General features: G+C 54.3%; 15 protein-coding genes. 2 read left to right on the top strand and 13 right to left on the bottom strand.

The annotated features are described in order from the left end of the window. Window positions 1-36 precede the first annotated feature (36 nt). The 11 genes from ACYX4J_RS08740 to ACYX4J_RS08690 all read right to left on the bottom strand — a co-directional run bounded on the left by ACYX4J_RS08740 (window position 37) and on the right by ACYX4J_RS08690 (window position 9,170). Window positions 37-1,062, bottom strand: coding sequence for a DNA polymerase III subunit delta' (locus tag ACYX4J_RS08740; protein ID WP_476178378.1), 1,026 nt, complete (start codon window positions 1,060-1,062; stop codon window positions 37-39). A 47-nt stretch (window positions 1,063-1,109) separates the two neighbouring features. Next, window positions 1,110-1,730, bottom strand: a complete 621-nt coding sequence (gene tmk / locus ACYX4J_RS08735; protein ID WP_282932477.1) for a dTMP kinase — start codon at window positions 1,728-1,730, stop codon at window positions 1,110-1,112. Beyond that, window positions 1,730-2,761, bottom strand: coding sequence for an endolytic transglycosylase MltG (gene mltG / locus ACYX4J_RS08730; RefSeq protein WP_444919287.1), 1,032 nt, complete (start codon window positions 2,759-2,761; stop codon window positions 1,730-1,732). The genes tmk and mltG overlap by 1 nt, the downstream gene beginning before the upstream one ends. Window positions 2,762-2,790: 29 nt before the next feature. Further along, the gene (locus tag ACYX4J_RS08725; protein ID WP_444896975.1) at window positions 2,791-3,561 is read right to left on the bottom strand and encodes an aminotransferase class IV; all 771 of its coding nucleotides are present in this window, start codon (window positions 3,559-3,561) and stop codon (window positions 2,791-2,793) included. Window positions 3,562-3,606: 45 nt separating this feature from the next. Then, on the bottom strand, window positions 3,607-4,848 hold the full coding sequence (fabF, locus tag ACYX4J_RS08720) for a beta-ketoacyl-ACP synthase II (RefSeq protein ID WP_413662282.1): 1,242 nt from the start codon (window positions 4,846-4,848) through the stop codon (window positions 3,607-3,609). Window positions 4,849-5,039: 191 nt separating this feature from the next. Next, on the bottom strand, window positions 5,040-5,276 hold the full coding sequence (acpP, locus tag ACYX4J_RS08715) for an acyl carrier protein (protein WP_020415205.1): 237 nt from the start codon (window positions 5,274-5,276) through the stop codon (window positions 5,040-5,042). A gap of 225 nt (window positions 5,277-5,501) precedes the next feature. Further along, complete coding sequence (gene fabG / locus ACYX4J_RS08710; protein WP_282934677.1) at window positions 5,502-6,245, bottom strand: 3-oxoacyl-ACP reductase FabG; 744 nt, start codon at window positions 6,243-6,245, stop codon at window positions 5,502-5,504. Between the two features lie 56 nt (window positions 6,246-6,301). Beyond that, window positions 6,302-7,246: an ACP S-malonyltransferase gene (gene fabD / locus ACYX4J_RS08705; protein WP_476178377.1), complete on the bottom strand. Its 945-nt coding sequence runs from the start codon at window positions 7,244-7,246 to the stop codon at window positions 6,302-6,304. Window positions 7,247-7,297: 51 nt separating this feature from the next. Continuing rightward, on the bottom strand, window positions 7,298-8,356 hold the full coding sequence (plsX, locus tag ACYX4J_RS08700; RefSeq protein ID WP_476178376.1) for a phosphate acyltransferase PlsX: 1,059 nt from the start codon (window positions 8,354-8,356) through the stop codon (window positions 7,298-7,300). A 3-nt stretch (window positions 8,357-8,359) separates the two neighbouring features. Beyond that, the gene (gene rpmF / locus ACYX4J_RS08695; RefSeq protein ID WP_108733564.1) at window positions 8,360-8,554 is read right to left on the bottom strand and encodes a 50S ribosomal protein L32; all 195 of its coding nucleotides are present in this window, start codon (window positions 8,552-8,554) and stop codon (window positions 8,360-8,362) included. Between the two features lie 73 nt (window positions 8,555-8,627). After that, a complete protein-coding gene (locus ACYX4J_RS08690) occupies window positions 8,628-9,170 on the bottom strand; it encodes a YceD family protein (RefSeq protein WP_444896972.1) in 543 nt (180 codons plus the stop codon). Between the two features lie 106 nt (window positions 9,171-9,276). Here ACYX4J_RS08690 and ACYX4J_RS08685 point away from each other — a divergent pair, with 106 nt between their 5' ends. Then, window positions 9,277-9,873, top strand: a complete 597-nt coding sequence (locus ACYX4J_RS08685) for a Maf family protein (RefSeq protein ID WP_476178375.1) — start codon at window positions 9,277-9,279, stop codon at window positions 9,871-9,873. On the opposite strand, the gene ACYX4J_RS08680 is transcribed toward ACYX4J_RS08685, so the two are convergent. Next, a complete protein-coding gene (locus ACYX4J_RS08680) occupies window positions 9,870-10,511 on the bottom strand; it encodes an HAD-IA family hydrolase (protein WP_476178374.1) in 642 nt (213 codons plus the stop codon). The two genes, ACYX4J_RS08685 and ACYX4J_RS08680, sit on opposite strands and share 4 nt — an antisense overlap. A 14-nt stretch (window positions 10,512-10,525) precedes the next feature. After that, window positions 10,526-11,521 carry a 23S rRNA pseudouridine(955/2504/2580) synthase RluC gene (gene rluC / locus ACYX4J_RS08675; protein ID WP_444914009.1) on the bottom strand — a complete coding sequence of 332 codons (996 nt, stop codon included), beginning with the start codon at window positions 11,519-11,521 and terminating at the stop codon, window positions 10,526-10,528. Between the two features lie 784 nt (window positions 11,522-12,305). On the opposite strand from rluC, the gene rne reads away from it, so the two are divergent. Further along, a complete protein-coding gene (gene rne / locus ACYX4J_RS08670) occupies window positions 12,306-15,272 on the top strand; it encodes a ribonuclease E (protein ID WP_476178373.1) in 2,967 nt (988 codons plus the stop codon). The last annotated feature ends 105 nt before the right edge of the window (window positions 15,273-15,377 follow it).

Genomic DNA, 15,377 nt, shown 5'->3' with positions numbered 1-15,377 from the left:
CAACGTCAATTGCCCTACCCGACTTGTGCAAGACGCCTAAGCAAAAAGCTTCGCCCAACGAATAAATAATTCTTCCAGCAGCAAACGACGATTGGGGTTAGCTGTGCCCAGTAACCCTTTCCGCGCCTGAAGCAAATGATCGTAGAACGCAAATACTGGCTGCAAGCTTTGCTCACTCGACCCCGGCAACCTCTGCAAAAGAACCATTAGCTGGGCATCTCCACTAAGATCACAACTGCGAATCTGCACCATCTGGGTTAACCAGTGCTGCCAAAAAAGCAGTAGCTGAACCAATTCAACACCCTCGGCCGGTGTTTCCCAACGGCCCGCTGTAGAGACTGAACTTGCCGTACCCTGAGCTACAGCAACCAAATCTTTAAAAAACTGCTCGCGTACTTCTCTCGACTTGGGCTCGGCCAGCTCCGCCGCCAATAATGGTGCCCCGCCTGCCAGAGTTAAGGCACGCTGTGCCAGCGGCTCTTCCAGCCCATTGCTGTATAGCCACTGTAGCGCCACCTCTCCAGTTGGGGGCGGAAAAGCTATAGATTGACAGCGACTTCGAATGGTTGGCAAAAGGCCTGTGGGAGCATCGGTGATCAACACAAAGATAACGGAGGGTGCCGGCTCTTCCAGGTTTTTCAACAGGGCATTGGCTGCGTTGACATTCATCGCCTCCGCCGGCGACAAACAAACCAGACGCGCCCCGCCCCGCCCACTGGTGCGGGAAACAAAGTTGCCCAGCTGACGGATCTGTTCCACTTTCAGCGGGCCACCGGGCTTTTCAGGTTCAACTTGTAGGAAATCAGGATGCGAGCCAGCCATCCACAACCGACAATCCTTACACTTTCCACAGGCCTGACCTGCCCTCGGTTGTTCACATAGGGCCAACGCGGTAAAAGCAGCCGCGAATTGTCGCTTTCCCAACCCCTCCGGGCCAGTCAGCAGCAAAGCGTGCGGGCAGCGGCCCGCCTGCAACTGCAACCCCAACCGCTGCCATTGCTCGGAGTGCCAGGGAAGAGGTACCGGTATCGATTTATACTCAAAAGTTTCAGGCACAGACATCAGCCACAATTCTTATCATTTAAAAATAGATTCTGGGGCAAGATAGCTTAAAGCAACAGCTCCAATTGCTTGGCTAGATCCATCTGCACCTGTTCCAGAGATTGGCCGGCATCCACAACCGCGTAACGGGCAGGCGCAGCTTCAGCTCGATCGCGATAAGCCGCACGCACCCGCTGAAAAAACTCCAGGTGCTCACTCTCAAACCGATCCGCTTCCCCAGTCCGTGCAGCTCGCTGTAGCCCCACTTCTGGGTCGAGATCCAATAAAAGCACTTTATCTGGGCGCAAATCCCCTTGAACTGTCTGCTCCAACTGCTCGATCAACTGTCGATCCAGTCTGCGACCACCGCCTTGGTAGGCATAGGTAGCATCGGTGAAGCGATCACAGATCACCCAATCCCCACGTTTTAAGGCGGGCAGTATAACCTGAGACAGATGTTGCGCGCGGGCGGCAAACACCATCAATAATTCCGCCGTGGGATCAACGGATTCATCCCGTTTGGCCAATAACAGCTCGCGCAGCTGTTCTGCCAATGGGGTGCCTCCCGGCTCCCGGGTTTGGATAAAGTTAATATTGTGCTTTTTGAGCCACTCGGTGATGAAGAGTAAATTGGTAGATTTCCCCACCCCCTCTACACCCTCGAGGGTGATGAACTTGCCGTGCGACACTAATTCTTTCCTTTTGCCGGACTCGAGCGGTAATCCGCGCGCCTTTTCAGCTGATACTCCCGCACCGCACGGTTGTGCTCTGTCAGAGTCGCTGAGAAATGATGAGATCCATCCCCTTTGCCAACAAAATACAAGCTCTTGCCGGGCTTTGGATTTAAAGCGGCCCGAATTGCCGCTCGCCCAGGTAGGGCAATCGGCGTAGGGGGAAGGCCATTAATAACATAAGTATTATAAGGTGTTGCCTGGCGCAGGTGTGTACGGGTCAGATTTCCGTCAAAGTCCTCACCCAAGCCGTAAATTACGGTGGGGTCTGTCTGCAAGCGCATACCTTTATTCAGCCTGCGTACAAAAACACCGGCTATTTCACTGCGCTCAGATGGCTGCCCTGTCTCTTTCTCGATAATTGAAGCCATGATTAAGGCTTCATAGGGCGACTTATAGGGCAGATCATCCCCTTTTGATTGCCACTCCTCATCCAGTACCTTCTGCATCCGATCATAGGCCTGACGCAACAGCTCAATATCTGTGGTACCGGACCGGTAGACGTAAGTATCCGGGAAAATCCAACCCTCGACCTCATCTTCCTTTAGGCCCAGGGCCTGGGCAGCGGCACTGACATTGCTTCCCTCTTCGGACTGAACGATTCTTTCACCGGAGCGGATTTGTCGCAGGGCCTGGCGAAAGGTCCAGCCCTCTAATAGCGTAATGCGATAGCGGGTAACTTCACCGCGATTCAGGCGCGCAATCAAGTCCCGCGCGTTACTGCCAAAGGGAACTAAATACTCGCCGGAATGGATTTCTGTTGTGCCCTCCCAGTAGGCATAGGCGAGGAGTATTTGCGGCCACTGGATTATCCCTTCGCCCTGCAGGCTTCGCAGCGTCCGGGACAAACTTCCGCCCTTTTCCACCTGAAGCGTAAGCCCATCTTGTGCAATTGGCAGGGGGGATTCCAAGGCTTCCTTTGCCACGTATAGAGAGGCAACTGCAACCAAGCAGGCTAATACCAGCCCACCAAATAACAGCTTCAACACTCTCCAAGCGAAACTCGCTTGCTTTTTCTTCACCACAATTTATCCAATATCAGCTTCTGTAGCTTGCGGGTCTCGACACCCACAGGCCAATTTTTGTAACCGATTACCTCTACTACCGGTAATACACCTCGAACACTGTTGCAGAGAGCCAGCTCATCGGCCTCACAGAGTTCGGAAAGCTCCATGTCTTCCTCTTGCCAGTGGATATGGCTCGAGAGCCACTGCCGCATCACACCATGAACACCACACCGGTGCAGGGATGGAGTCATCCACTTCCCACCAAATCGGGCCAGGATATTACAGCGCAGGGTTTCGATGACCCTTCCCGCCGAATCCAGCATCAATCCATCGAGAAATTGACCCACCGGCAGCTCTGCTTTTGCCGCATTATATCGGTTACGGAGTAAAGTTTTGCAGCCCTGGTTCGAATTACTACCGATCGGCAAGCTCGTCGAACAAGGGAAAAGGCTAGTACCCACCTGCCCCTCAGCGGTTTCAATCAGCGGCCGCAGCACCAAATCCCAACATTGCTGCCCGCGCACACTGCCAACACGCAGGCGCGCAATCGCCTCAGGCCAGCGACAGCCGGCTGTCAATTTTAACGTCGACTGCTCAATTTCTCCCAGACAGGCCTCATCCAACACTCCCGAACGCTCCAGGCGAGCGCGGTGGAAAGACCAAAGCGGTAGACCTTTGTTGTGACAGCGCATTGTTTCGAGGATTCCACCCGAGTAATCAGCATCATCTGGTAACTGATCAACGGCCAGCCCCCGAAAGTACATTTGAGGTAACTGGTACATGGAGCTCCCAAGGCAGGTGCGCCCACCTCGCGGTGGGCACGGGAATCAGACTCGCTTGAAGATCAGTGACCCATTGGTTCCACCGAAACCAAAGGAATTGGATAAGACTGCATTGATTGCCATCGGCTGGGCCTCTTGGGGCACCAGGTTAATACCGGCACAGGCCTCATCCGGGGAAAAGAGATTGATAGTGGGGGGCGCAACCTGGTCGCGCAATGACAATACCGAGAAAACGGCTTCAATAGCGCCGGCAGCCCCCAGCAGGTGACCGGTCATCGACTTGGTAGAACTCACAGCGAGGGAGTCCGTCACCCCCGCGAATACTTTTTTAACCGCCAGGATCTCAGCTGTGTCTCCCAGCAGAGTAGAAGTGCCATGAGCATTGATATACTGGATATCACTTGGGCTCATACCGGAATCTCTCAGGGCATTTTCCATTGAGAGAGCAGCGCCAGCGCCATCCTCCGGAGGAGAGGTCATGTGGTGGGCATCACCGCTCATACCAAAGCCAGCTACTTCTGCATAAATCTTGGCTCCGCGAGCGATTGCATTTTCGTACTCTTCCAAAACGAGTACCGCAGACCCTTCGCCCAGCACAAAACCATCACGGTCTTTATCCCAGGGGCGGCTTGCTGATTGCGGATCATCATTGCGGGTGGACAGCGCCCTTGCCGCACAGAAACCGCCGAGCCCTACCGGGGTGGTAACCATTTCTGCACCACCACATACCATCACATCGGCATCACCGTGCTGAATCGCACGAACGCCGAGGCCAATCGCATGGGTTCCTGTGGTACAGGCTGTTGTCACTGCCAGATTGGGGCCTTTGAGGCCATATTTAATCGAGAGGTTACCCGCAACCATATTAATGATGGCGCCAGGTACAAAGAAAGGTGATACACGGCGAGGGCCTTTTTCGGCAATCAGCAATGAATTATCTTCGATCGCCAGGATACCGCCCATACCAGAGCCAATACAGGTACCCACGCGTGGACCCAGCTCTTCGGTTACTTCCAGGCCGCTATCTTGCATAGCCTGAATACCGGCAACCAGTCCGTACTGCAAGAAAGTATCCATCTTGCGCGCTTCTTTTGCGGGCATGTATGGCGTGGGATCAAAATCCTTTACAGTAGCGGCGAAGCGGGTTGAAAAAGCCGAGACATCAAATGTCTCAATCGGAGCAGCACCATTAGCTCCCTGTAGTACCCCAGACCAAGTATCCTCTAGGGTGTTACCTAACGGGCTAACGACTCCCATTCCGGTTACAACAACTCTTCTTTGCGACACTGCGCTCCCCCCTGAAATTTTCTGCTACCGTCCTTCACCAATGTAGTTAAAAGAACAACATCCGGTCAGCAGTCACAATTCCGTAGTACCAATAACAAGAAAGCCGCGCTATGAAACATAGAACGGCTTTCAGAATCGCTCGGCTAGGTACAGCATATTGAGCTGCCCGTGCCTAAACTACCCAGCAGGAATTAACCAAGGTTATCCTTGATGTAATCCATTGCCAGCTGAACAGTAGTGATTTTTTCAGCTTCTTCATCGGGAATTTCAGTTTCGAATTCCTCTTCCAAAGCCATAACCAGCTCAACTGTGTCGAGTGAGTCAGCGCCCAGATCTTCAACAAAAGAGGCTTCAGGCTTAACGTCTTCTTCCTTAACGCCCAGTTGTTCAGCAACGATCTTTTTAACGCGCTCTTCAATGCTGCTCATGATTCAATTTAACTCCTAGTGGGTAAAAATCTGTTTTAGTCGCTATTGTTTTTCACCGTATCCAATGTTGTTGGTGATAACGACCGGCTCACACAGCTTTTGGATAATTCAGAGGCCATTGTACCCCAAGTTTTTCGGGATGTAATGTGCGGCCCCTCAACACCATCAGCAAAAACATAAATATCTCTAAAATCAATAAGTTAAAGAGACATTTTGAAACACAAACTACGCCATGTACATACCGCCATTGACATGAATTGTCTCGCCGGTGACATAGCCTCCCGCATCACTCGCCAGGAAGGAAACCACCGAAGCAATTTCTTCCGGCTTCCCGAGCCTCGCGAGAGGAATCTTACCCAGAAGCAACTCGCGTTGCGCTTCAGGCAAGACTTTTGTCATATCAGTATCAATAAAGCCGGGGGCTACGGTATTAACCGTGATTCCTCGGGAGCCCACCTCTGAAGCCAGGGAGCGGGCAAACCCTCCCACACCAGCTTTGGTCGCCGCATAATTGCTCTGACCGGCATTACCCATACTACCTACGACGGAGCTGATATTAATAATCCGTCCCCATCGCGCCTTGGTCATATCGCGCAGGCAAGCCTTACTCATGCGATAGACCGCGGTCAAATTCGTATTGACGACTGAATCCCACTCGTCATCCTTCATGCGCATCAACAAGTTGTCCTTGGTGATGCCAGCATTATTAACCAATATCGCAGGAGCACCAAACTCATTTTTTATCGCTGCATGAAGCTCGGAAATACTTTCCGCATTGCCCACATCCAGAACTTTACCGGCACCTGCTATACCGGCTTCTGCGAAGCGGGCGCTTATTTTTTCAGCACCGGATTCGCTGGTGGCAGTACCAATAACTGTGGCACCCATTCCACCGAGCATATCTGCAATTGCCGCACCAATACCGCGACTTGCACCTGTCACCAAGGCAACTTTACCCTCAAGGGACATCTGTAAGGTCATTCTCACTTATCCTTATTCGACTACTGGACTACTTTTTGAGCGATTTATACCGCTGTAGCTCGCAGAGCTTCATTAAAGTTACTGGGGCTATCGATTGCGTGACAGGAAACACTTCGATCGACACGTTTGATCAGGCCAGACAAAACCTTACCCGGACCACACTCAACCATTTGCTCCACTCCGGAGCCAATAATTTTTTGTGCGCAGGCAGTCCAGCGAACCGGGCAATAAATCTGCTCGATCATCAGGGTCTTAATTTTTTCCGGATCCGCTTCAAGCTCAGCGTGGACATTGTGCACGATGGGTATTTCTGGCGCGTTAAATTCTGTCGTCTCTATTTGAGGGGTCAACTTTTCCGCCGCAGGACGCATCAGTTCAGTGTGGAATGGGGCACTGACCGGAAGAGGCATAGCCTTCTTTGCACCGGCAGCTTTACAGGCTTCGATGGCGCGCTGCACCGCCGCGCTACTTCCAGCAATAACAATCTGGCCGGGAGAGTTGTAATTCACCGCAGCGACTATTTCGTCCTCAGCAGAAGCAGCACAAGCTTCTTCAACAGCTGCATCATCAAGACCGATGATCGCAGCCATAGCGCCCTCCCCTACGGGAACCGCCTCTTGCATCAAGCGGCCGCGCTCGCGAACCAAATGAACCGCATCTTTAAATGCCAGAACGCCAGAGCACACCAGTGCTGACCACTCGCCCAAACTGTGACCGGCCATGAATGCAGGCTGGGCACCGCCGCGAGAGCGCCACATGCGATAAAGGGCAACACTGGAAGTCAGTAAGAGAGGCTGGGTACGCTGGGTGAGATTAATGGCTTCCTGCTCGCCATTCTGGCACAGGTCCCAGAGGTCATAGCCGAGCACATTGGATGCTTCGGCAAAAGTGGCCTGAATTTCAGGCGCCTCTTGGGCAATCTCAGAGAGCATACCTATTTTCTGGGAACCCTGCCCCGGAAAGACAAATGCGAGTGCGGCATTGGTCATAAGATATCCTTAACCTAAATGTGGCTGATTTCAGTAAGGGAAAACTGCTTTTTACCCTTCATCCATGGAGCGTCTTTCGCCGGATTGTGCCATAGCGGCATCGACCCTGGCTGCCAGGTCAGCATCGGCACACTCCTTCGCCGTAACCATCGCCCGATAAAAAGCTTCGCTGCTGGCACCGCCGTGACTCTTGATCACGTTGCCCTTTACCCCTACAAAGCTGGCGCCATTATAGCGAGCAGGTTCCACCTGTGTACGCCATTTTCGCAACAGCTTTATGGCCAATTGGCCAAAAAAACGCTTGAAACACCCTCTTTTCTCGATTATGAACGCTTTTTGACCCATTAGTCGAATCACACCCTCGGCAGATTTCATCGCGACATTACCCATCAGGCCGTCGCAAACAACCACATCTACCGAGCCGGTAAAAATATCATGCCCCTCAACAAAGCCAACATAATTGACCCCGGGGTCCGCATCGAGCAGCTCCGCTGCACGGCGTATTTCGGCGCTACCCTTATGCGCTTCCGCCCCAATATTGAGCAGCGCCACCTTTATATCCTTCACACTCTTGCGGGCAGTATGAATCCGCTGAGCCTCAATCCCCATACGGGCGAACTGAAGCAAATCCTCAGCACTGCAATCCACATTGGCACCAAGGTCCAAAAGATAGCAGGAACCCATACCTGAAGGTACAGACTTACCGAGCGCCGGCTTCCTAACACCTTGGATATTACCGAGAATACTGCGACTCAACGCCAACAAGGCGCCAGTATTGCCGGAGGTAACTGCAGCTTGCACACCTCCCGATGCAACACTCTTCAGGGCCATCGCCATGGTTGAATCGCGCTTATGGCGAACAGCCTGCAACGGATTGCACTCTTGAGTGATGACTTGCTCGCAATGGATAATTTCGAGACGGCGGGTAACGCGGCGGCGATGGCGCTGCAGCTCTTGATGAACCAGAGCTTGAAGCTCTGCGCGCGGGCCAAATAGCTTTAGCTGCGCTTCAGGGAAGTTTTGAAGAAATCTAATACATGCCGGAACGACAGAGCGGGGACCTAAGTCCCCGCCCATTGCATCCACGGCCAATCGCAATTGGCTGGACAAAGCTTACTCTTCTTCAGAGCCGCCGCTAACTTCGATCACTTTGCGACCACGGTAGAAACCGTCTTTGGTCACGTGGTGACGACGGTGCTTTTCACCGGTAGTCGGATCGACGGAAAGGGTAGCACCTGCGCCCAGCGCATCGTGGGAACGGCGCATACCGCGACGGGAACGAGTCTTCTTGTTTTGTTGAACAGCCATTGCTAGCTCCTAAAATAAACAAATTTCGCTGGAACCGGGGCGCCTACCGGCGAGCCCAAACTCATCGGGAAACCTAGGATTTACCCGACGAACCCTTCAACTGCTCCAGCACTTTAAAGGGGTTTGCCTGTTGCTCATCCGCCTCGGCAACCTCGTCACCAAAATGAAAGCTCTCCTTGGAGACACATTCTTCCTGGTGATAAGCCACCATTGGCAAATTGAGCAAAATTTCATCTTCAAGGATCTGATGCAAGTCCAGCTCATCGCCGTCCTGGATCACCGGGTCCAGATCTTTGGGCAGGGCCTTACCCTGCTCCTCAGTCCATACGATACCCCAGCTAAACTGTGCCTCGATCTGCTCATGGACCGGTGACAAACAGCGCTGACACAAGAGGTCAACTGCAAGTTGAACCTTGCCACTCACCGTTTGGTGACCTTGCAAGTCTCGCTCAAACTGCAATTCAGCAGAAATCTCTCCGTGGACAGACTCAACTGCGCTACCAACCCGAGGCAGGGACTCCAACGGCAAAACACCATCGAGCAACTGCTCTCGCTGTACCAATTTCCGAGCATCAATGCTCTTTGGCAATACTGATTTAGAGGGGGCTATCGACATAAGCGCGCAATTCTATGGACTCACCTTAGCCTTGTCAAAACAAATCAGGCATTGCAGTATCGCCCGGTCACAAACCACTATTCGACCCAGCGGAAAATCCACCAGAATGCCCCACCCTCTGATACTAGCCTCCAGCTCTCCTTACCGCAGAACCCTACTACAACAGCTTGGCATCCCCTTTCGGCAGGATTCGCCCCATATAGATGAAGCACCACAGGCGGGGGAAGCGCCAGCTGCACTCGCCCTGCGCCTCGCCACAGAGAAAGCGCGCGCCCTGGCAGGCCGCCACCCGAAATCACTGATTATCGGTTCAGATCAAGTTGCCTCTTGCGACGGTCAAATACTTGGCAAGCCAGGCAGTAGGGAGCGCGCCATCGCCCAGCTGCAAGCCTGCAACGGCAAAAAAGTGATATTCCACACCGGCTTGAGCCTGCTGAATAGCGCAAGCGGAGAGCAGTTGGGCGATACGGAAACCTTCACCGTCTACTTTCGGCAGTTGAGCACAGAGCAAATTGAACGATATGTAGAGCTGGAACAACCTTACGATTGCGCCGGCTCTTTTAAGGTTGAAGGGCTAGGTATCGCCCTATTTGAAAGGCTTGAAGGAGCAGATCTCAACACCCTGGTAGGGCTGCCACTAATCCGCCTTACCGATATGTTGAGCCACTTTGGCATAGATCCATTGGGCCCGCAGACCACTTAAAGGAGTGGCGGCCAGCGGAGCAGCTCAGAGAAACGATCGATAACAGCCTTGGGGCCATACCCCTGCAGTCGGGTTGGGCAATGAGCGCCATAGCTCACCCCGATAGAGGGCATACCGATCGCCGCCGCCATTTCCAGGTCGTATACGGTATCCCCTACCATTACCGCCTGCTCCGGACCGGTTCCGGTCTCATATAGCAACTCATTCAGCATCAGCGGGTCAGGCTTGGAAGCGGTCTCATCCGCACAACGACTGGCGGCAAACAAGTGGCCGAGGCCGTGCTCCTCAAATTCCCGATTGAGCCCCTGCCGACTCTTCCCGGTCGCCACCGCCAACTGGTGACCACCGCACAGCAACTGGTCCAGGGTATCCAGGACTCCCTCAAATAATGGCAGAGGTTCAACCCGGGCCGCCATCCACTCATCAAAGTAAAGTTGGCGCAACGTGAGCTTTTCTTCACTGGCAGCCTCCGGAAACAGAGAGGATATCGCTTCCGGCAGGCCAAGCCCGATAATGTTGCTAACCGCTTCCGGGGCAAGCACCGGCAAACCGGCTCTATCTGCTGCCCGCAACATACAATCGACGATACGCGCCTCAGAATTACAAACCGTCCCGTCCCAATCGAGGATTACCAACATAACAAAAGAACGCCCTACTCTTCCCTTAACCTATTCAGCACTGCACTCAGCTCCGCAGGGAGTGGAGCCTCCACCTCAACCTTGGAGCCATCTGGCAAAGAGCAGCGCACTGAAGCCGAGTGCAAAAAGAGACGCTTCAGACCGCGACCACGAAATTCACGATTGACTTCGTCCGAGGTGTACTTGTTGTCGCCCGCCAGAGGGCAACCAACAAACTGAGCATGAACTCGAATTTGGTGTGTTCGCCCGGTGACCGGCTCTGCGGAAAGCAGAGTCGCCGCCTTAAATCTCTCAATCAACTTAAAGCGGGTCTCTGAAGGCTTCCCCTCAGGGTGCACTGACACCATTCTCTCGCCGCTTTTCAAAGTGTTCTTGCGCAAAGGTGCCTCAACAACGCGGCGACCTCGGGGCCACTTGCCCACCGCCAATGCCTGATACGATTTACCGATCTTTCCCGCCCGCAACTCCGACTGAACATGCTGCAATACCGCGCGCTTGCGGGCCACCATGATGGCGCCACTGGTATCCCGGTCCAGGCGGTGCACCAACTCAATAAACGGGCTTTGCGGAAACATCTGGCGCAAAACTTCAATCAGGCCCAATCTGACACCGCTGCCGCCATGGACCGCAAGGCCCGACGGTTTATTGATCACCATAAGCCCGTGCTTGTCATAAAGTATGGACTCTTGGATCAGCTGGCGCAGAGATTCACCAGCGAGAGGGGTCTCAGCCTGCTCGGCAACACGAATTGGCGGCACTCGCACCACATCGCCCGCCTTTAACTTGTATTCAGCCTTTATTCGTCCTTTATTTACTCTTACCTCACCCTTACGCAGGATTCGGTATATACGTGAACGCGGCACACCCTTGAGGCGCGCCTGGAGGAAATTGTCGATCCTCTGTCCCGCCAGCTCTTCAGGTACAGTTAAAAGCTGCACGCCGCCAGATGGATTCGAGGTCTTTGATGGGGTCTCGGCCGGAGCCTTCTTAGGGTGGGGTATACTTCGCATGACGCGCATCATAGCGTTGCCAGGGATACAATTGAAGCACCTCCCTGCCCATGCTATATTCGGCCGGCCTGAATTCGGCGTATTTTCGGTCAAAGGCGACTTCCCACATGAAGAGATAGCCGTGACCCCAACGAAAATACCCCATTCGGTCGGTGCGCGGGGATGCCGCGTCATTGATAAAACTTAGCCGTTGAGATGTCCCCCAATTACCAGAACCAGAGGGGAGCTCACCGGCAACAACAGCCCGCGGTTATGCGGGTAATTATCGCGAAGGTAAGACGGGCCGTGACCCGCAGCGCTTGAAAGGACGACTCAAACTTGCGTCCGGTTTTGCAGAATACGACGAGCCAGCAACCGAACTGGCAACCAGGGCAGCACAGCTTCCGCAAGCCTGGTAAAAAAATTAAGAAGAATGGGTATCAGCCAAAAGCTGAACTGCAGAACCTCTGATGATTGACGCAAACCTTGCCGCCCAGCATGAAACAAACCAAGGGGCGGCGCCCAACCCTGCTGCAGAAGCCTGCAGCACAGGTACAGGGCAGTACTAACAAAAGGTATTAAAGGTACCAACGGATAGCACAATAACAGCGCGTATCCGGAGTTTTTGCAGAGCGAATAATAGGCAAATGCCAGTCTCAACAAGCCGCATAGATCCATGGCGCGGTAGAGCTGGCATACCTTATTTTCCCTGCCCTGCCTGGTGGTCCTCTCCACCTGGCAGCCAACAAGCAAGCCTGTGAGTAGCGGTGTCACACCTTTGCGCAACGCAAGGAAAACGACACGCATGAAAAGAATGCTAATCAACGCAACCCAACCTGAAGAGTTGCGTGTTGCCCTGGTCGACGGCCAGTGGCTCTATGATTTAGATATTGAGAACCGAACCCGCCAGCAGAAAAAAGCGAACATCTACAAAGGTAAGATTACCCGTGTAGAACCCTCCCTCGAAGCTGCATTCGTCGACTACGGCGAAGAGCGCCACGGGTTCCTCCCCCTGAAAGAAATCTCTCGCGAGTACTTCCTCAAGCAGCCCAAAGACATCGAAGGCCGCATCAAAATCAAAGATGTTGTCAAAGAAGGCATGGAAGTTATTGTCCAGGTGGACAAAGAAGAGCGCGGCAACAAAGGCGCCGCCCTCACCACCTTTGTCAGCCTCGCCGGCCGCTACTTGGTGTTAATGCCCAACAACCCTCGTGCCGGTGGCATTTCCCGCCGCATTGAAGGTGATGAGCGCTCCGAGCTCCGCGACGCACTGGCCAGTGTAGACGTCCCCTCAGGCATGGGCATCATCGTGCGCACCGCCGGCGTTGGCCGCAGCGGTGACGAGCTGCAATGGGACCTCAACTACCTGCTGCAACTTTGGAACGCCATCAAAGAAGAAGCTGATACCTCCAAAGCGCCACACTTCCTGTTCCAGGAAAGCAACGTCATTATCCGCGCCATCCGCGACTACATGCGCGATGATATCGGCGAAGTTATTGTCGACGACAAAGGCGCCTTTGAGCTGGCCGCAGAGTTTGCCCGCCAGGTAATGCCCCACTACGCCAATAAGGTGAAGTACTACGAAGACGCCATCCCGCTGTTCAATCGCTATCAAATTGAAAGCCAGATTGAGACAGCGTTCGAGCGCGAAGTGAAGCTCCCCTCCGGTGGCTCCATTGTTATCGATGTGACAGAGGCTCTGGTATCTATCGATATCAACTCCTCCCGCGCAACCAAGGGCGGCGATATCGAAGAGACCGCGCGCAATATCAACCTGGAAGCCGCCGACGAAATCGCTCGCCAGCTGCGCCTGCGCGATATGGGTGGACTGGTTGTAATCGACTTTATCGACATGCAGAGCAAGTCCAACCAACGCGAAGTTGAAAAGCGCATGGAAAAGGCCCTCAGCATGGACCGCGCCCGCGTTCAGGTTGGCCGCATCTCCCGCTTCGGACTATTGGAAATGTCCCGCCAGCGCCTGCGCCCATCCCTGGGTGAAACCACCTTCCGCGTTTGCCCCCGCTGTAGCGGTCAAGGCACTATTCGCGGCACCAAGTCTCTGGCCCTCTCCATTCTCCGCCTGGTAGAAGAGGAAGCGAAGAAAGAGCGCAGCGCCGAGATCCGTGCAATTACCCCGGTGAATGTCGCAACCTACCTGCTGAACGAAAAGCGTAAAACGATCTCCCAGATCGAATCCCGCAATTCCACTCGCGTAGTAGTTGTGCCCAGCGCAGAAATGGAAACGCCGCACTTTGAAGTTCAGCGCCTACGTGACGATGACACTGCAACCCTGGAAACTTCCTACAAGATTTCTGGCACTGCCGAAGAGACAGTGACCAAGAAAGAGGAAAAGCCACAGCGTCCAGCTCCAGTGCAAGCGGCCGTGCAGCAAATTGCCCACACCGCTCCAGCACCCACTCCGGAGAAAAAGGAAGAGCCTGGACTCTTCAGCCGATTGATTAGCGCTATCGCCTCCTTCTTCACCGCAGAAGAGGAAGAGCCGAAGAAGCATCAAAAGTCCAAAGGCCGTGGCAAGGACTACCAGCAGCGCAACCGCAATCGCAACCAGCGCGGAAATCGCAACAACCGCAGTGGCCGCCCCGCGCGCCGCAAGGATGATCGCCGCGAGGACAATAAGCGCGACGACCAACGCGAAGATAAGCGCAGCGCCAAGCTGGACGAGCATGACAGCGCCTCTGATCGCCAGGGTGAAGGTCAGCGCAGACGTCGCCGTCGCCGCAACGACAACCGCCGCAGCGACAACCGCACTCAAGCTGCTGAAACCCAAAATACCGTTGATACCAACGAACAGGCTGGAGACACTTCCGATCAGCAACGCCCAGCACGTCGCCCGAGCAATGTGCGCGGCCGCCCTCAAGCGCGCCGTCGCGGCGGACGCCGCAGTGAGAACACCGCAGCAACCGCGGTAGCTCACAGCCAGGAAGAGCTGAATCGCGAAGTTCACGAAGCCATCGACGAAGCTGAAAGCGAAGCCCGCAAGACCAAGGAAGTCGCAAAAGAGACTCGTACCGAGGCGCCCAAGCCCAAGGCGAAAGACTCTCACAAGGCTCAGAGAGCTCCCAAGCAAGCAGCTCAGCCCGCCATTACAATGCCGGTGCGAACTGCTCACGAGGAAAAATCTGAAGCACGAGAGACCCAGAAGCCTGCAGCTCAACCGCAAAGCGCCCCGCAGGCAGCCAAAGCAGCCGCCTCCGAGCAGCAACAGCAGCCTACTCAGCCCAAGCCCAAAGCTACCCCGGTAGAAAAAGCAGCTGCACCAGCTGCCGAGCCGGCCAAGCCTGTAGAGCAAGCGCCAGAACAAGAAGCCACCACGGCAGAAGTTCCGGCTACCCCCAAAGCTGAAACCACTCCTGCCAAGCCAGAAGTAGAAGCAGCAGAGGAAATCGTGCTTGAAGAAGCACAAGCTGCAGCTGAAGCTTTACAGGAACAGGCAGGCACCAGCGAGCCGGAAGTTCAGGAAGAAATTGTTGCCGCCGAGCAGGCAGCTTCCGAAGAGGAACCGACCGCACCCAGCCAGGGACGCGCAGTAAATGATCCGCGCATCAACCCCAAACCACTGGGTGAATTCTCAATTGTTACTGAGCGCCGTGAAGTGGGCTCCCAGCAGCCTCTGGATACCGCGCAGCCGGCAGCGATTGAGCATAATCCACGTGCCCTCGCCCGCCCGGCCAACGACCCGCGTATCAGCCGCAAGGCCGTGGAAGTTGATACCAACGCAGATATCGATCGCGACTCTGCAGAAGCGAGCTAAGCGATAGCTGCCAAGCCGCCCCAGCCAATGGCCGGGGCGGCCTTATCAACCTGACAGCAAGCCTTGAGCTGGTCAATAAATCACCTAACTTATTGAACTATATAA

It is taken from the genome of Microbulbifer sp. ABM4_008 (assembly GCF_056311705.1).
This window is presented reverse-complemented; position numbering and strand designations above follow the sequence as displayed.